This is a genomic window from Actinomadura sp. WMMB 499 (genome assembly GCF_008824145.1).
Taxonomy (GTDB): domain Bacteria; phylum Actinomycetota; class Actinomycetes; order Streptosporangiales; family Streptosporangiaceae; genus Spirillospora.
Window position 1 is genome coordinate 5,131,353 of record NZ_CP044407.1, and the last position, 17,090, is coordinate 5,148,442.

Annotated in this window: 12 protein-coding genes; 7 read left to right on the forward strand and 5 right to left on the reverse strand. The window is 71.3% G+C overall.

The genetic code is table 11. The features are described 5' to 3' along the window. Positions 1-32 precede the first annotated feature (32 nt). The 5 genes from F7P10_RS22825 to F7P10_RS22845 form a co-directional block, all read right to left on the reverse strand. Positions 33-1,169: a right-handed parallel beta-helix repeat-containing protein gene (locus F7P10_RS22825; protein ID WP_151012052.1), complete on the reverse strand. Its 1,137-nt coding sequence runs from the start codon at positions 1,167-1,169 to the stop codon at positions 33-35. Positions 1,170-1,206: 37 nt separating this feature from the next. Continuing rightward, the gene (locus tag F7P10_RS22830; RefSeq protein ID WP_176611619.1) at positions 1,207-2,361 is read right to left on the reverse strand and encodes a nitrous oxide reductase family maturation protein NosD; all 1,155 of its coding nucleotides are present in this window, start codon (positions 2,359-2,361) and stop codon (positions 1,207-1,209) included. Between the two features lie 75 nt (positions 2,362-2,436). After that, positions 2,437-4,491: a right-handed parallel beta-helix repeat-containing protein gene (locus F7P10_RS22835; protein WP_151012054.1), complete on the reverse strand. Its 2,055-nt coding sequence runs from the start codon at positions 4,489-4,491 to the stop codon at positions 2,437-2,439. A gap of 7 nt (positions 4,492-4,498) precedes the next feature. After that, positions 4,499-6,937: a nitrous oxide reductase family maturation protein NosD gene (locus F7P10_RS22840; protein WP_151012056.1), complete on the reverse strand. Its 2,439-nt coding sequence runs from the start codon at positions 6,935-6,937 to the stop codon at positions 4,499-4,501. Between the two features lies 1 nt (position 6,938). Then, positions 6,939-8,060, reverse strand: a complete 1,122-nt coding sequence (locus F7P10_RS22845; protein ID WP_151012058.1) for a glycosyltransferase family 2 protein — start codon at positions 8,058-8,060, stop codon at positions 6,939-6,941. A gap of 665 nt (positions 8,061-8,725) precedes the next feature. Here F7P10_RS22845 and F7P10_RS22850 point away from each other — a divergent pair. From F7P10_RS22850 to F7P10_RS22880, 7 genes are all read left to right on the forward strand, one after another. Then, entirely contained in the window at positions 8,726-10,561 is a 1,836-nt protein-coding gene (locus tag F7P10_RS22850; protein ID WP_151012060.1) for an acyl-CoA dehydrogenase, read from the forward strand. A gap of 157 nt (positions 10,562-10,718) precedes the next feature. After that, on the forward strand, positions 10,719-12,176 hold the full coding sequence (locus tag F7P10_RS22855; RefSeq protein WP_151012062.1) for an OmpA family protein: 1,458 nt from the start codon (positions 10,719-10,721) through the stop codon (positions 12,174-12,176). 24 nt (positions 12,177-12,200) lie between these two features. Beyond that, the gene (locus tag F7P10_RS22860; protein ID WP_151012064.1) at positions 12,201-13,001 is read left to right on the forward strand and encodes an AraC family transcriptional regulator; all 801 of its coding nucleotides are present in this window, start codon (positions 12,201-12,203) and stop codon (positions 12,999-13,001) included. A gap of 135 nt (positions 13,002-13,136) precedes the next feature. Next, on the forward strand, positions 13,137-14,168 hold the full coding sequence (locus F7P10_RS22865) for an iron-siderophore ABC transporter substrate-binding protein (protein WP_151012066.1): 1,032 nt from the start codon (positions 13,137-13,139) through the stop codon (positions 14,166-14,168). Next, positions 14,165-15,208, forward strand: a complete 1,044-nt coding sequence (locus tag F7P10_RS22870; RefSeq protein WP_151012068.1) for an iron ABC transporter permease — start codon at positions 14,165-14,167, stop codon at positions 15,206-15,208. The genes F7P10_RS22865 and F7P10_RS22870 overlap by 4 nt, the downstream gene beginning before the upstream one ends. Then, positions 15,205-16,257 (forward strand): iron chelate uptake ABC transporter family permease subunit, encoded by a 1,053-nt coding sequence (locus F7P10_RS22875; protein WP_151012070.1) that lies wholly within the window; start codon positions 15,205-15,207, stop codon positions 16,255-16,257. The genes F7P10_RS22870 and F7P10_RS22875 overlap by 4 nt, the downstream gene beginning before the upstream one ends. Continuing rightward, on the forward strand, positions 16,254-17,081 hold the full coding sequence (locus F7P10_RS22880) for an ABC transporter ATP-binding protein (protein WP_151012072.1): 828 nt from the start codon (positions 16,254-16,256) through the stop codon (positions 17,079-17,081). The genes F7P10_RS22875 and F7P10_RS22880 overlap by 4 nt, the downstream gene beginning before the upstream one ends. Positions 17,082-17,090 lie beyond the last annotated feature (9 nt).

Sequence of the window (17,090 nt, forward strand, 5' to 3'; positions counted from 1 at the left end):
CACTTCTCCTTCTCGATGTGACGGTAGAGCCCCTAAGAGCACTTCCCCGTGTTGAGCAGTTCGCCGCCCTCGACCCTGTTGTCGCAGGCGGCCGCGTTCCCGGCCGAGTCGAGCCGGATCCCCACGCCCTTGGCGCCCCCCAGGGCGATGACGTTGCGGCGGAAGACGTTCCGCGTGCCCCAGCCCTTGTACTCCTCGTGGGTCTGGAACCCGTCGGCGTTGGTGTGCGCGCCCCGGTTGTCCTCGACGACGTATCCGTTGCCCTTGACGTCGACCCACGAGTCGTTGAACCCGCCGGAGAGTTCCGAACCGTCGAACGTGTTGCCCGCGATGCGGCCCCCGGCGGTGCCCTCCTTGACGTCCACCGACTCCGCGGTGGCCTTGATCCTGTTTCCGGCGACGAGGTTGTTGTCGCTGCGGTCCGGCTGCCCCCCGGTCAGCGTCCCCCAGTTGTTGTGCGACGAGCCGAGGTAGACGCCCTCGCCGAACCGGGGGTTCTCGCGGCCCGTCGCCGATATCGAGTTGTACTGCACCGAGTTGCCGGTGCTGAACCGCCGCAGGTGCACGGCCTCGTCCCCGATGTTGCGGATCGTCAGCTCCTGGACGACCGACGCGCCCGTCCCGTCGAACATCACGCCCTTCTGGCTGTTCTGCAGCGTGAAGCCGATCAGCCGCCAGTGCGCGACGTCCTGCAGGTGGAAGCCGTACCCCTCGCCCGTCCCGCCGCCGTCCAGGACCGACTTCGGGGTGCCGCACACGAAGATGGGCCGGTCCGGCGTACCGGACTTCTGGCTGAGGAACCGCCCATCGAACGTGCCGGGGGCCAGCTCGATGACCGTGCCCGGCTCGGCGACGTTGAGCGCCTCCTGCAGCGTGACGGCGCTGTCCACGGTGACGGTCGCCTGCGGGCACGAGACCCGCTCCGGCGACGTCGGCAGCGGGAACCGCTGGGTGCCGCCGGTCCCGCCCGCCCCGGCCTCGGCGCCGGCACCGGTCCCGCCGCCGGTCCCGGACGGGACGGGCACGTCCGCCGACGGCGGCGCGACGATGTCACCGCCCGCGGGCGTGCCCTCCGTGTCGTCGCCGGACCCGGTGGCGAACACGACGAGCGCGCTGGTGGCGACCGCCCCGGCCACCAGGATCCCGGCGAACTTCAGATCGATCTTCACGCCGCACCAACTTCACCCCGTCCGCGCCGTCCGCGCGTCAGGAGCACTTCCCGTCCTTGGTGAGCTTGCCGCCGTTCACCATCTTGTTGTCGCACTTGATGATGTTGCCGCCCTTGGTGTCGGCGATCCCGACGCCGTTGCCGCCGCCCAGGTCGATGGTGTTGCCGGTGAACGTGTTGTTCTTGCCCCAGCCGTCGATGATCTCGTGCGTCTGGAAGCCGTCGTACGGCGTGCCGGTGCCCTTGTTGCCCTGGATCAGGTAGTTGTTGCCCTTGACGTCGATCCACGAGTCGTTGTGCTTGCTGCCGCCGGTCTTCGTCCCGTCGAACACGTTGTTCAGGATCTTCCCGCCGGACGTGCCCTCCTTGATGTCGATCGCCTCGGCGGTGGCCCGGATGACGTTGCCGCGCACCACGTTGTTGTCGCTCTTGTCGGGCTGCCCGCCGGTGATCGACTTGAAGTTGGACTCGGCGCTGCCCAGGTAGACGCCCTCGCCGAACTTCTCGCGGCGCAGGCCGGTGTTGTAGATCTTGTTGTACTGGACGGTGTTGCCGGTGGAGAACTTCCGCAGGTGGATGGCCTCGTCGCCGATCTCGTGGACGGTCAGGCCCTGGATGATCGAGCCGTTCGTGCCGTCCCCCATGACGCCCTTCTGGGTGTTGGTCACGGTGAAGCCGATGAGCCGCCAGTAGTTCGCGCCGTCCAGGTGGAAGCCGTAGCCCTCGTCCACGCCCTCGCCGTCGAGGATCGTCTTGGCGTCCCCGCACAGGTGGATCGGCTGCTGCTGGGTGCCGTCCGCCTTCGCGACGAACTTGCCCGTGTAGGTGCCCGGCCCCAGCTTGATGACGTCACCGGCCTTGGCGTCGCGCAGGGCGGCCTCCAGGCTCGCGGTGTCGGTGACCGTCTTGGTGGGGGCCGGGCAGTTGATCTTGCCTTCGCCCTCGGGGACGGGCAGCGTCAGCGCCGGGCCGGCCGCGTTGCCGCCCTCGCCGTCGCCCTCGTCGCCCTCTTCCTCCTCGCCGGGCCCGGTCGCGCCCGCTCCGGGCGCGACCGGCTCCAGCGACGAGTTCTGCGACGCGGTGCCGGGCTCGGGGTCGTCGTCGCCGCCGGTGAACAGGATCACCAGCGATCCCACCACGACGGCGCCGACCAGCAGGCCGGCGAGGAACTTGATGTCGATCTTGACACTCATCTGACGGTCTACTCCTTGGATCCGCTCTGGTGCGTCGTTGCCGTGCCGGTGCGCCGACCGGCCCGATGGGCCGGGCTAGTGGTCGACGCGTGTTCCCGCGGGCTGCCGTCGCTGCCCGTTCGGCGGCGCCGCGGGAGGGGTACGGCGGAGCAGGCGCACGGGGCGCTCCTCGAGCTTGGTCTGCTGCTCGTACGGGTGGGCGCCCCGCCTGCCGATCCGCAGCCCCGTGCCCCGCGAGCGGAACGCGGAGACGGCGACCAGCAGGAAGACGCCCGCCCAGATCACGTTCATGGGCTTCAACACGCGCTTGACCCAGGTCCAGAAACCCGCGGTCTTGTTCCAGCCCTTGATGTTGTTGCCGGTGTTCTTGTACTGGCCCTGCGCGCGGTCGTAGTCGAGGGCGCTCGACCCGGAACCGCTGATGGTGTTCCCGGCGATGACCGTCGCGGCGACGTCGCCGTTCAGCGTGACCCCGTGCCGGGACGCCGACTGCACGGTGTTGCCCTGCAGCGTCACCGACGAGTCGCGCACGTACAGGGCGGTCTGGGTGCCGTGGATGACGTTGCCCGCGACGCTGCCGCCCTCGACGCCGTCCCGCAGCACGATGCCCTGCCGCTCGGACCCCCGGACCTGGTTGCCCGAGATCTGCACCCGCGTCGCCATCTCGCGCGCCACGATGCCCATGTCGCCGCCGGTCACCCGGCTGTTCTGGATGGCGACGTTGTCGCCCCCGAGGATCTCGAACCCGTACCGCTCGTTCTCCTCGGCGTTGCTGCCGCTGATGAGGTTCTGGCCGAACGCCGTCGTGCCCTCACCGGACGCGGACGGCCCCTCGGCCAGCGGCTGCCCGTTCAGCGTGTAGCCGTTGCCGCCGTTGTCCTTGGACGTGCAGTTCGTGATCCGCACGCCCTCGGTGCCGCGCGACAGGACGAACCCGTCCCCGCGGCTCCGCGACACCGTCGTGTTCTCGATCACGGCGTTCTTCGCGAACCGGTGCAGCAGCACCCCGTTCACGAGGCTGTTGCTGATCGTGTTCCCGGCCAGCCGCGTCTGGTTCGACGCCGTCACGAAGATCCCGTAGGCGTTGCCGTCGAACGTCGAGTTCTCGATCGTCCCGCTCACCAGGCTCGCCTGCGGCACGTGGAACGAGGTCGCGCCGCCCGACCCGTCGGCGGCCTGCACCTCGATCTGGTCCCGGTTGCCGCGGGTCTGCTCCCGCGACCCGTCCGGCATCCGCACCTGGTGGGGCGGGCCCGGCTGGACCTGCTCGGCGGACGAGTCCGGACGGTCCGAGCCGGTCAGCGAGACGCCGCCGGTCCGGCCGCTCCAGAAGCCGAGGTGCTTCACGTTCGTGTACGTCATGCTGAACGAGCCGCCGATCGCCCGGACGTAGGCGCGGCCGTCGCTCACCTTCGTGTCCGGCGAGCGGGTCTCCTCGTTCCAGCTCGTGATGTTCACGGGGTTCTGCGCCGAGCCGTTGATCCGGACGCTGCCGCCCGCGCTCACGATCGAGGCGAACGAACCGGGCACGCTGCGCATCCGGATCGTCAGCGGGCCGGTCGAGCTCTGCAGGACCAGCTTGCCGCCCGCCGCCACCATGATGCTGACGTTGAGCAGGTACGAGCCGTCACCGAGCTGCTGGAAGTCCTCCCCGGCGAGCTTCTGCAGCTCCGACACGTAGTACGGTTCGCGGCGCTGCGGCAGCATCAGCGTCCGGCCGTTCGCGGACGACATCAGCCGCGGCTGCCGCGCCTGCACGGCCGCCGCGCCGCCGCCCGCGATGTCCGACTCCTGCTGCGCGCGGGTCTGCATGACCCGCAGGTCCTCCTGGTCGACGAGCGTCGACTGCTGCTGCGCGGCCGTCGAGGTCACCTCGTTCACGCCGGGCATCTCCGGCGGACGGTCGGCGTACACGCGGTACGCGTACGTTCCGCCGCCCGCCAGGCCCAGCACCAGGACTGTCGTCAGGATCTTGCCTCCGGCGCCCTTCTTCTTCGGCGGCGGCGCGGCACCGTGCCTCGGCCCGGGCGGGCTCGCGGGGCCCGCCGGGGCCGCCGGGGCCGGCGTACCGGACGGTCCGGGCGTGCGGGGCGGTCCGGGCGGTCCGGGCGTGTTCGCGGGTGCGTTCATCGCGGGCTCACCTCCGTTCCGGCTGCCGGACGCCGCCGCGCGGCGTCGGGTGCGGCGGCGTCTGGGGCGGCTGCACCGGCAGCGGCCCGGTCGTGTTCGAACCGTTCGGCGCGGCGTGCTGCGGGCCGCGCATCCGTCCGGTGGACGGGGCGGGTTGGGCGCGCGGGCCGGACGGCTGCGGACCGTTCGGCGGCGCGCCGAACGGCGGCGTCGTGCCGGTGCCGCGGCGCCCGGCGGCCGTCGGGATCGGCTGCGGCACCGGCGCGGCCGGGGCGGCGTGCCGCCCGGCGACCGGCTGCCCGGCGGGCGCGCCCGGCGGGGCCGCGCCGACCGGGGGGACGCCCGCGTGGGCGCCCGCCGGAGCGGCCGGCGGGGGACCGGCGGGACGGCGCGGCAGGCTCCACACCTGCCGCTTCTCCATCGGCTGCTGCAGCGCGTACGGGTGCAGCCCCGTGCGGCCGATGCGCAGCCCGCCGTTCCGGGCACGCAGCATCGAGAACAGCACCATGAGGAACACGCCCGCCCAGATCAGGTTCATCGGGGTCAGGTAGCGCCGGAACTTCATCCACAGCGACGCGGTGTCGGTCCAGCCGTCGGTGTTGTTGTCGTCCTCGACGATGTCGCCGCTCGACCGGGACGTGCTGACCGCGCTCGTCCCCCGGCCCTGCAGCGTGTTGTTGCGGACCTCGGAGCCCTCCGCGTCCCCGACGAACGTGATGCCGTGCGCGCCGGCGCCCTTGATCACGTTGCCGGTCAGCTTCCCGGACGAGTCGCGCAGGTAGATGCCGGTGCGGGCACCGACGATCGTGTTCCCGGCGAGGCTGGCGTCCTCGACGCCGTCGCGGACGGAGATGCCCTGCCGCACCTGCTCGGTGAGCTGGTTGCCGGAGATCTGCACCTCGGTGGCGCTCTCGCGCACCACGATGCCCATGTCCCCGCCGATGATCTTGCTGTTCTGCACCGACAGCTTGTGCCCGCCGAGCAGCTCGACCCCGTAGTGGCCGTTGCCCCTGGAGACGCTGTTGCTGATGGAGCTGCCGCCGAACGTCTGCAGCGACTCGCCGGACGCCGACGGCCCCTCGGCCAGGGCCGCCCCGTTGACGGTGAAGCCGTTCTGGCCGTTCCGCTCGGACGTGCTGTCGGTGATGCGGATCTTCTCGGTGGCCCGGGCCAGGACGAACCCGTCGCCGCGGCTGCCGGTCACCGTCGTGTTCGCGATGTTGGCGTTCTTGGCGAACCGGTGCATGACCAGCCCGTCCACCAGGCTGTTCTCGATCCGGTTGTTGGTGATCTGCGACTGGTTCGAGCCGGAGACGAACAGCCCGAACGCGTTCCCGCTGATCGTGGTGTTGTCGATCGAACCGGTGACCAGGTCGGCGGCCGGCACGTGCGTCGCCGTCCCGCCCGGCTCCTGGATCTCGATGTCGCCGGGACCGCCGCCACCGCCACGGTTCTTGTTGGCCTCGAGGCGATCTTCCTTGTTCTGCGCCCGCTCTTCCTTGGTGTAGCGCTTGTACTCGCTCTGCGGCCGGTCGGTGCCGGTCAGCGCGATGCCGCCGGTCCGCCCGCTCCAGAAGCCGAGCTGGGAGAACTTCGCGTGCTTCGCGTGGAACTGGCCCCCGACCGCGCGGATGTAGGCGCGGCCGTCCGCGGTCTCGGTGTCGGGACGGTTCGTCCGGGGGTCCCAGCTCGTGATCTGCACCGGGTTCCGGGCGGTGCCCTCGATGTTGATCTTCCCGCCGAAGCTGACGATCGACGCGAACGCGCCGGGCATGCTGCCCATCCGCAGGACGAGCGGGCCGTCCGGGTTCTTCAGCGTCAGCTCCGCGCCGTCGGCGACGTACACCGGGATGCCCAGCAGGAACGAGCCGTCCGGCAGCCGCTTGACGTACTTGCCGCCGTACTTGGCGAGGTCGGCGGCCGTGTACGCCTGGCCGATGTTGGGCAGCACGAGCGTCTTGCCGTGGCTGGAGCCGAAGATCTGCGGCTGCTTCCACTGCCCGGTGGCCTGGCCGCCGATCTGCAGGATCGCGGTCAGGACGGACCGGATCTGCAGGATCCGCTGGTCCTCCTGGTCGACGAGCGTGGCCTGCGGGCTCGCCGCCCCGGCCCCCTGCCCGCCCTGCTGCGCGGGCTGCTGGGCACCCGGTTGGGCCCCCTGCTGGGCCCCTTGCTGCGCGCCCTGCTGGGCGCCCTGCTGCTGTCCGTTCTGCTGACCGCCCTGGCCCGGTTGCGTGGGCTGCCCGGTCGGCTGCCCGCTGGGCTGGCCGGTCGGCTGGCCGGGCGTGGGCGTCGGTGCGGCGTGCGCGGGCGTCCCGCTCAGGACGGCGAGCGGGGCGAGCCCGAGGCCGAGCGCGAGACCGGCCGCCGCCGTCCGCGGGCCGCGCCGGCGCGGGCCGGGCGGACGCGCCGCGGGCGTCCGCGAAGTCGGGTCGGGAAGGGTCACCTCAGCCCACTCCCTGCAGCGAGCTCGCGCTCTGCCCGGCGCCGCCCACCTGGTCTGCGGAGCGGGTCAGCCAGCCCTGCTTGTTCATGGTGATGAACGCGTACAGCTTGATCGGCAGCGAGATCATGATGATCACGAGGGCGGTCAGCGGCAGCAGCAGGATCTCCTTCGGGTGGCGCTTGAGGTGCGACCAGCCTCGCACGCCTCGGCCGAACAGCACCCAGCCGATCGCCAGCGAGATGCCGACCGGGGTGAGGTTGTCCAGGATCCGGCTGAAGATGAGGTAGGCCAGCGTGACGCCCATGGTCACGGGGGTGAGCAGGATCTGCAGGACGGTGACCTTGGTGACGAACGGGGTCTTCCACAGCCAGCCCTTCCACAGGGCGGTGAGGTAGCAGCGGTAGGAGTTGCGGCTCCACCGGATGCGCTGCTTGAAGAAGGCGCGGAAGGAGTCGGGGAACATGGAGATGGCGCGCGCGGACGACTGGTGCACGGTCTTGTAGCCCTGCGACAGCGTCAGCCAGGTGAGGCGGCCGTCGTCGCCGGCGATGCAGCGGCGGCCCAGGAAGAACTCGTTCTCCAGGTTCTCCACGACGGGAAGGATCACCGCGCGGCGGTAGGCGGCCGTCCGGCCGGACAGGCAGGCCACGCCGCCCTTGGACCCCTGCGCCGGGACGTAGTCGTAGTAGCGCAGGTTGACCAGCCAGTCCGCGATCCGGCGCCACACGCTCGTCTCGCGCTGGAAGACGTTCTGCTGGGTGCCGACGCCGCCGACCTGCGGGTCCTCGAAGGGCATCTGGACGGCGTCCAGCAGGCCGGGCTGCCACCAGGTGTCGGAGTCGGCGAAGACGATGATCTCGCCCCGGGCGGCGCGGATGCCGACGCCGAGCGCCGACCGCTTGCCCGAGTGCTCGTAGACCAGGACGTGGACGCGCGGGTCGGTGACCTGCGCCAGCCGCCGGTGCCCCTCGGTGTCGGCGACGTCGATCACGATGATGATCTCGCTCGGGTTCTGGGCGAGCCAGCTGTCCAGGCACTGCATCATGATCTCGGGGTCCTCGCGGTACGACGGGACCACCACCGACACGGTCGTGCGGAAGTTGTTCACGACCGGCTTGTCCATGCGGGAGAGGATCACCCGGTAGAGCCAGAGTCCCCAGACCAGAAGCCCCGCGAACCCCAGCGGGATGAAGGCCCTCCAGTCACCGTTGGAGAACGCCCCCGTTACGGAACTCCAGGCGTCACTGAGCCACCCCGTGACAGACGACAATTCCCAGTCCTTCCTCTCCTCGGACTCCGGGGGAGAACCCGCAGACCCTTGTGACCCCGTGCCACCTCAAGTAAGAGGGACGAGGGGTCCTATTGGTTCACGTTTGCCAGATCCGGTCACAGGCGTCCGCAACGTGAGACGCCTTAGCAGGGCTACGAGTGATCCGTCAAGGGTTTGGTGAGGATCGTTCCGAAAGCGATGTCTCGTGTCGGTGCTCGTCGACCAGGGGACATGATTCTGAAACGCCCAACCATGAGTTGACCAGGCAGTTGAGGGCGAAAAGTCCGTTATGCACCGAAATGTTCGATTGTGTCTACCGATTGGTAACGCGCTTGCGCGTTGCATGTGAGTTGCGTCACCTTGTAGCCCCGATGGTAAGGCAAGTGTGGCCCGCATCCCGTACATGGTCTGATTTCGGTGGATCGGCACTGGTTACCAGCGGGTAGCATGATGTCGAGTTACCGACCAGTACGCAGTGCGGGGCCGTCGGCAGCCCGCCGAGCCGAACGGAGTCTCGAATGGGGCACTACAAGAGCAACCTCCGTGACCTGGAGTTCAACCTCTTCGAGGTGTTCAGGCGCCAGGACCTCCTCGGAAGCGGCCCGTACGCGGAGCTGGACGAGGACACCGCGCGCAGCGTCCTCGACGAGGTGCACCGCCTCGCGGAGGGGCCGCTAGCGGACTCCTTCGAGGACGCCGACCGCAACCCGCCGGTCTTCGACCCGTCCACCGGCACCGTCACGATGCCGGAGAGCTTCAAGAAGAGCTACCAGGCGTGGATGGACGCCGAGTGGTACCGGCTCGACCTCCTGCCCGAGTTCGGGGGCAGCGGTGCTCCCCGCTCGCTGACCTGGGCCGTCGCCGAGCAGGTACTGGGCGCCAACCCGGCCGTCTACATGTTCTCCTCCGGCCCCGGCTTCGCGCAGATCCTCTGGCAGATCGGCACGCCCGAGCAGAAGCGGTTCGCCGAGCTGGCCCGCGAGCGGCAGTGGGGCGCGACGATGGTGCTGACCGAGCCGGACGCGGGCTCGGACGTCGGCGCGGGCCGCGCGAAGGCCGTCGAGCAGTCCGACGGGACCTGGCACATCGAGGGCGTGAAGCGGTTCATCACCTCGGCCGAGCACGACATGTCCGAGAACGTGTTCCACCTGGTGCTGGCGCGCCCCGAGGGCGCCGGCCCCGGCACCAAGGGCCTGTCGATGTTCCTCGTACCCAAGTACATGGTCGACCTCGAGACCGGTGAGCTGGGCGAGCGCAACGGCGCCTACGTGACCAACGTCGAGAAGAAGATGGGGCTCAAGGTCTCCACCACCTGCGAGCTGACCTTCGGCGAGAAGCACCCCGCCGTCGGCTACCTCGTCGGCGACGTGCACGAGGGCATCAAGCAGATGTTCCTCGTCATCGAGTACGCCCGCATGATGGTCGGCACCAAGGCCATCGCGACCCTCTCCACCGGCTACCTCAACGCGCTCGGGTACGCCAAGGAGCGCGTGCAGGGTGCCGACATGACGCAGATGACCGACAAGACGGCCCCCCGCGTCACGATCACGCACCACCCGGACGTCCGGCGCAGCCTGCTCACGCAGAAGGCGTACGCGGAGGGCATGCGGGCGCTCGTCCTGCTCACGGCCTCCTACCAGGACGCCGTCCAGGTCGCCCAGCACGAGGGCCGCAAGGACGAGCAGGCCGAGAAGATCAACGACCTGCTGCTCCCGATCGTCAAGGGCTTCGGCTCCGAGCGCGCCTACGCCCTGCTCGGCGCCGAGTCGCTGCAGACCCTCGGCGGCTCCGGCTTCCTGCAGGAGTACCCGATCGAGCAGTACATCCGGGACTCCAAGATCGACACCCTGTACGAGGGCACCACGGCGATCCAGGGGCAGGACCTGTTCTTCCGGAAGATCCTCCGGGACAACGGCGAGTCCCTCAAGGTGCTCGCGGCCGAGATCACGGCGTTCACCGAGAGCGACGCCGGCAACGGCCGCCTCAAGAACGAGCGCGCCGCCCTCGCCCGCGCCCTCGACGACGTCCAGGGCATCCTGAACCCGATGATCGGGTGGGCGCTGTCGTCCATGGAGAACCCGAAGGAGCTGTACAAGGTCGGCCTGAACTCCAGCCGCCTGCTGCTCGCCCTCGGCGACCTGATCGTCGGCTGGCTGCTCTGCCGCCAGGCCGAGGTGGCCCTGGCCGCCCTCGGCGGCGGTGACGTCTCGGGCTCCGACGAGGCGTTCTACAACGGCAAGGTCGCCGCCGCGCAGTTCTTCTGCCAGACGGTCCTGCCGCGCCTGGCGTCCGACCGCGCCGTCACCGAGGCCACCACCCTGGACGCGATGGAGCTGGCCGAAGAGTCCTTCTGACGCCCGCCCCGCCCGCGCCCGGCCCCGCGCCCGGCTCCGCGCCCGGCCCCCGTCCCGGTACCCGCCACCGGGACGGGGGCCGCTGCGTGCCCGGTGCCCGGACCGCTACGGTAAGCCTTGACCTCCCGCTCCCCCCTCCCGACCGACCGGAGAGCAGATGCGCGCCGCAACGAGCGTCCCCCTCGCCGTGTTCCTCGCCGGGCTGCTGCTCGCGACCGGATGCTCCGACTCCGGCGACGCGGAGGGGAGCGAGTCTCCCAAGCCGACGGGCGAGGGGGCGAGCAGCCCCGCCGCGGCCCAGCCGGGCAAGCTGGTCAAGGAGGGCTGGTTCGGCGAGGCCGGGTTGCACGCGCGCGTCGAGATCAAGGGCGTCCAGCGGCAGGGTGCCACGTCCGTGCTGAGCTACACGGTGACGTCCCTGGACCAGTCGCCGAAGAGCGTCCCGTTCGCCGTCGACCTGCTCGACCCGGTCGGCCGGAAGCTGTACAAGCCGACCGCCCCGCCCGCCGCGCAGCAGTTCGCCCCGAACGCCCCGCAGCAGCTCACCGCCACGTACCCGGCGCTGCCGCAGAACGTCCAGCGGCTCACCGCCCTGACCCCCGGCACCGCCGGGGAGTTCGCGGGCGTCCCGGTCACCGGCGGCGGCGGCGCCCCGGCCGGCGGCGGGCAGGCGGCGGGCGGCAACCCCGCGTTCCTCTACGACATCACCGAGGGCGAGATCAAGGACGTCACGTCCAGCGGCTCCGACGTGACCGTCAACCTCCGGACGGACGTGCTGTTCGCGTTCGACTCCGCGGAACTGTCGGGCCGGGCCAAGCAGGTGCTCGACGAGGCCGCCGCGGAGATCAAGGCGAAGGCCGACCCGAACAAGCGGCCCCTCACGTTCAACGGGCACACCGACAGCAAGGGCGCCGACGACTACAACCTCAAGCTGTCCCGCCAGCGCGCCGAGTCCGTTATGGCGGAGCTGAAGAAGCGGCTCGGCGGCGCGTTCAAGTACTCTGCGCACGGCAAGGGCGAGGCCGAGCCCATCGCCAAGGAGGGCGGCAAGGACGACGAGAAGGCCCGCGCCCGCAACCGCCGCGTCGAGATCCAGTACGAGGTCCGCCAGGTCACCGAGGGCGCGAACGGCTCGACCACGGCCTCGGCCGACGGCCGCGGCGCCGCCGTCCCGCCCGCCGCGTTCCGCGCGTCCGACGGCGAGAAGGTCGCCAGCCGCTACGCCCGGTTCGGCGAGCAGAAGCGCCGCCTCGACGTCAAGCCGTTCTACCGGGACGGCGCCTACATCGTCGCCGTCTTCGACATCGTGAACGAGGGCCCGGCGGACACCCCGCCGAACGCCGCCTACCCCCACCGCGACTACCCGGGCGGCTTTTTCACCTCGATGGCGATCCAGGTGCCCGGCGGCACGGACACCTACCGGGCCGTCCGCGTCGGCAAGGCCGACCCCGGCAAGCCCGCCCCCTACATCGCCTCCGCCGGCGCCGCGTACCGCACCGGCGTGGAGGAGCCCGTCCGCGGCTTCGCCTACATCCCGGCCCCGCCCGGGAACGTGTCCACGGTGACGTTCGTCGGCGGCCCCTTCGGCAACACGAACAACGTCCCCGTGCAGTGAACCCGGGGGAAGTGAGCCGGTGAGATGAGCCGCGTCCGCGAGGCGAGCAGGGGGCCGGGGGAGACCCGGATCCTGCCCGCGCTCGCCGCGGGCCCGGCCGAGGTGCCGTTCACGATCCTGAGCTGGAGCGAGGAGTTCGCCCGCGACACCACGTGGAACGAGCACTCGCACCCGTTCCACGAGCTGCTGTGGAACGAGCGGGGCGCGTCCACGGCCGTCGTGGGGGCGCGGGTCTGGACGATCACCCCGACCCTCGGCCTGTGGATGCCGGCGGGGACGCTGCACTCCGGTTCGGCGACCGCCGGCACCTGGTGCCGCGCCGGGTTCTTCGGCTACGGCACCATGGCCTCGCTCTCCCCGGCGCCCGTCGCCGTCGAGATCACCCCGCTGCTCCGGCTGCTGCTGGAGCGGCTCGCCGGCACCGACCTGCCCGCCGGCTCCCGCACGGTGACCGAGGCGATGGTCCTCGACGTCCTCACTCCCTCGTCCCGCGAGCTGCTCCTGCAGATGCCGACGTCGGACCTGCTGCGGCCGATCGCCGACGCCGTCCGGGACGATCCGGGCGACCAGCGGACGCTCGCGCACTGGGCGTCCCGGCTGGGCGTGAGCGCCCGCACGATCACGCGCGCGTTCAACGCCGAGACGGGCACCAGCTTCGCGCGGTGGGTCGCGGCGGTGCGGGCCCAGCACGCGGTGACCTTGCTCACCCGGGGCTGGGAGATCGACGCGGTGGCCGAGGAGGTCGGCTACCGCTCGGCGAGCGCGTTCGGCGCGGCGTTCCGGCGGACGACGGGGCGGACGCCGGGGGCGTTCCGGCCGTCCTGATGTCCCGATCGCGATAACGGGTGTCCCAAAGGGGTGATTGCGACAAGTCGGTCATTCCTCTTATGGTTCCCACCAAGGCAAGCCTTACCTAAGAAGGTTTGGAGCTTGTGGCGGACCCTTAACGTGGAGTGCGGATTGAAACGTCCACCTGGCCTGCGCGTCTTCGCGGCGGCAGCCATCCTGCTGGGCACCCTCACCGGGTGCGGCGACTCGGCGGAGAGCACCGAGCAGAGCGCGAGCGGCGGCTCGGGGACGTTCCCCGTGACGATCGAGCACGCGCTCGGCACCGTCACCGTCGAGCAGAAGCCCGAACGGGTCGCCACCGTCAACTGGGCCAACCACGAGGTGCCGCTGGCCCTCGGCGTCGTCCCGGTCGGCATGGCCGCCGCCAACTTCGGCGACGACGACGGCGACGGCGTCCTGCCCTGGGTGGACGAGAAGCTCAAGGAGCTCGGCGGCGAACGGCCCGTGCTGTTCGACGAGACCGACGGCATCGACTTCGAGGCCGTCGCCGACACCCGGCCGGACGTGATCCTCGCCGGGTACTCGGGCCTCACCGAGGAGGACTACGCGACCCTCAGCGAGATCGCCCCCGTCGTCGCCTACCCCGACGCCCCCTGGGCGACGCCGTGGCGCGAGGTCGTCCGGATGAACAGCAAGGCCATCGGGCTCGAGGCCGAGGGCGAGGAGCTGATCAAGGGCATCGAGGCCGACATCTCGACGGCCATCGCCAAGTACCCGCAGCTCAAGGGCAAGTCGGCGATGTTCATGACGCACATCGACCCGAACGACGTCAGCGAGATCGGCTTCTACACCTCGCACGACACACGGACGCTGTTCTTCGAGGACCTCGGGATGACGATCGCCGGGAGCATCGCCGAGGCGTCCGAGGGCACCGACAAGTTCGCGCTCTCCCGCAGCGCCGAGCAGATCGACGTGTTCGACGACGTCGACATCATCGTCGGGTACGGCGACGACAAGCTCGCGAAGCAGATCCGCGAGGACCCGCTGCTGTCGAAGATCCCCGCCGTCGAGCGCGGCTCGATGTACCTGATGTCCGGCACCACGCCGGCGGGCACCGCCGCCAACCCGACCCCGCTGGCGATCTCGTGGGTCCTGGAGGACTACGTCAAGGCCCTCGCCGAAGCGGCAGACAAGGTCACATGACGACGGTCGACACCGACCGCGGGCCGGACGTCGCAGTGGTGCGGCGCCCGGCCCGCGTCCGCGTCCTGTGGCTGCTCGCCGCGGTCGCCGTCCTGGCCGCGGCCATGCTCGCGTCGGTCGTCCTCGGCTCGCGCAACGTCGCCTGGGCGGACGTCTGGGCCGCGCTCGGCGGCGCGGAGGACACCCTCGAGCAGGCCGCCGTCGCCAAGCGGATCCCGCGCACCCTGCTCGCGGTGCTGGTCGGCGCGGCGCTCGCCCTGTCCGGCGCCGTCATGCAGGGCGTGACCCGCAACCCGCTCGCCGACCCGGGGATCCTGGGCGTCAACATGGGCGCCTCCCTCGCCGTCGTCTGCGGCGTCGCGTTCCTCGGGCTCACCTCGCCGACCGCCTACATCTGGGTCGCGATGGCGGGGGCCGCCGCCACCGCCGTGTTCGTCTACACCGTCGGGTCCCTCGGCCGCGGCGGCGCCACCCCGCTCAAGGTCGCGCTCGCGGGCGCCGCGACCTCCGCCGCGTTCGCGTCCCTGGTCAGCGCCGTCGTCCTGCCCCGCGGGGACATCGCCGAAGGCTTCCGGCTCTGGCAGGTGGGCGGCGTCGGCGGCGGATCCTACGAGCGCATCGGGCAGGTCCTGCCGTTCCTGCTCGCCGGGTTCGCGATCTGCATGCTCTGCGCGCGGGGCCTGAACTCCCTCGCGCTGGGCGACGATGTCGCGGCCGGGCTCGGCGAGCGCGTCGCCGTCATCCGCGCGACCGCGTCCCTCGGCGCCGTCATCCTGTGCGGCGCGTCGACCGCGGTCGCCGGCCCCATCGCCTTCGTCGGGCTGCTCGTCCCGCACGCCTGCCGCCTCCTCGTCGGCGTCGACCACCGCTGGCTGCTGCCGTCCACGGTCCTCGTCGGCGCGTCGCTGCTCACCGTCTCCGACGTCGTCGGACGCGTGATCGCGCGCCCCCAGGACATCGAGGTCGGCATCCTCACCGCGATCCTCGGTGCGCCGTTCTTCATCCACATCGTCCGACGTCAGAAGGTGCGTGAGCTGTGAGCGCCCCCGCCGCCGTCCGGCCGTCCACCGCGGCGGCCGTCGTCCGCGGCCGCCGCCGGCGCGCCGCCCGGCGCCGCCTGATCATCGGGACGCTCGCCGCGCTCGTGCTCGCCGGATTCGCCGCCTCCCTGATGTTCGGCCGGTCCTTCTACCCGCCCGGCGACGTGCTCCGCGTCGTCCTCGGCGAGCAGGTACCGGGCGCGTCCTTCACGGTCGGACGGCTCCGGCTGCCCCGGGCCGTCCTCGCGGTGGCCGCCGGAGTCGCGTTCGGCCTCGGCGGTGTCACGTTCCAGACGATGCTCCGCAACCCCCTCGCGAGCCCCGACATCATCGGGATCAGCTCCGGCGCGAGCGCCGCCGCCGCCATCGCGATCGTCGTGTTCGGCCTCGGCGGCACCCAGGTGTCGGTCTTCGCGATCGTCGCGTCCCTCGTCGTGGCGCTGCTCATGTACGTCCTGGCGTTCCGGGACGGCGTCGTCGGGATGCGGCTCATCCTGATCGGCATCGGGATCGCCGCGATCGGCGACAGCGTCACCTCCTACGTCCTGTCCCGCGCCGGGCAGTGGGACCTGCAGGAGGCCACCCGCTGGCTGACCGGCAGCCTCAACGGCACCACCTGGCAGGAAGCGCTCCCGACCGTCGCCGCCCTCGCCGTCTTCGGCCCCGTCCTCCTGCTCCTCGCCCGCGACCTGTCCGCGCTCCAGCTCGGCGACGACACCGCGTCGGCCCTCGGCGTCCGCGTCGAACGCACCCGCATCGCCGTGATCGTCGCCGCCGTCGGGCTGATCGCGTTCGCCACCGCCGCCGCGGGCCCGATCGCGTTCGTCGCGTTCCTGTCCGGCCCCATCGCGGCCCGCCTGATCGGGACGGGCGGCAGCCTCCTCGTGCCCGCCGCCCTGGTCGGCGCCCTGCTCGTCCTCGTCGCCGACTTCGTCGGCCAGTACGCGCTCGACACCCGCTACCCGGTCGGCGTCGTCACCGGCGTCCTCGGCGCGCCCTACCTCGTCTACCTGATCGTCCGCACCCACCGTGCCGGAGGCTCCCTGTGACCACCTCGCACTCCCTCGCCGCCGAGGACCTCACGCTCGGCTACGGCGACCGCGTCGTCGTCGAGTCCCTCGACCTCACGGTGCCGCCCGGCGCGATCACGGTCGTCGTCGGCGCGAACGCCTGCGGGAAGTCGACGCTCCTCCGCTCGCTCTCCCGCCTCCTCGCGCCCCGCGCGGGACGCGTCGTCCTGGACGGCAGACTCGTCCACCGGATGCCCGCGAAGGAACTCGCCCGCACCCTCGGACTCCTCCCGCAGTCGCCGATCGCGCCCGAGGGCATCACCGTCCTCGACCTCGTCTCCCGCGGCCGCCACCCGCACCAGGGCCTCTTCGCCCGGTGGAACGCCGGCGACGACGCGGCCGTCGCCGCCGCCCTCGACGCCACCCGCACCACCGACCTCGCCGACCGCGCCGTCGACGAACTCTCCGGCGGCCAGCGCCAGCGCGTGTGGATCGCGATGGCCCTCGCCCAGCAGACCGACCTGCTCCTCCTCGACGAGCCCACCACCTTCCTCGACCCCAGCCACCAGATCGACGTCCTCGACCTCCTGACCGACCTGAACGCCGCCCGCGGCACCACGATCGTGATGGTCCTGCACGACCTGAACCTCGCCGCCCGCTACGCCGACCACCTGATCGCCCTCGCCGACGGGAACGTCCACGCGTCCGGCACCCCCGCCGAGGTCCTCACCGAGGACACCGTCCGCACCGTCTTCGACCTCGAGAGCCGCATCATCGAGGACCCCGTCTCCGGCCGCCCCCTCATGCTCCCCATCGGCCGCCACAACGTCCGCCCGGAACCCGCCAGGTCCCCGAAGAGTTGAGCGGCGGGC

What these genes read in the sequence shown, in the direction of transcription:
- F7P10_RS22860 (WP_151012064.1), top strand. Translation starts at nt 12,201, where the DNA reads ATGAGCCGCGTCCGCGAGGCGAGCAGGGGGCCGGGGGAGACCCGGATC.
- F7P10_RS22830 (WP_176611619.1), bottom strand. Translation starts at nt 2,361, where the DNA reads ATGAGTGTCAAGATCGACATCAAGTTCCTCGCCGGCCTGCTGGTCGGC.
- F7P10_RS22835 (WP_151012054.1), bottom strand. Translation starts at nt 4,491, where the DNA reads ATGAACGCACCCGCGAACACGCCCGGACCGCCCGGACCGCCCCGCACG.
- F7P10_RS22855 (WP_151012062.1), top strand. Translation starts at nt 10,719, where the DNA reads ATGCGCGCCGCAACGAGCGTCCCCCTCGCCGTGTTCCTCGCCGGGCTG.
- F7P10_RS22870 (WP_151012068.1), top strand. Translation starts at nt 14,165, where the DNA reads ATGACGACGGTCGACACCGACCGCGGGCCGGACGTCGCAGTGGTGCGG.
- F7P10_RS22845 (WP_151012058.1), bottom strand. Translation starts at nt 8,060, where the DNA reads ATGGACAAGCCGGTCGTGAACAACTTCCGCACGACCGTGTCGGTGGTG.
- F7P10_RS22850 (WP_151012060.1), top strand. Translation starts at nt 8,726, where the DNA reads ATGGGGCACTACAAGAGCAACCTCCGTGACCTGGAGTTCAACCTCTTC.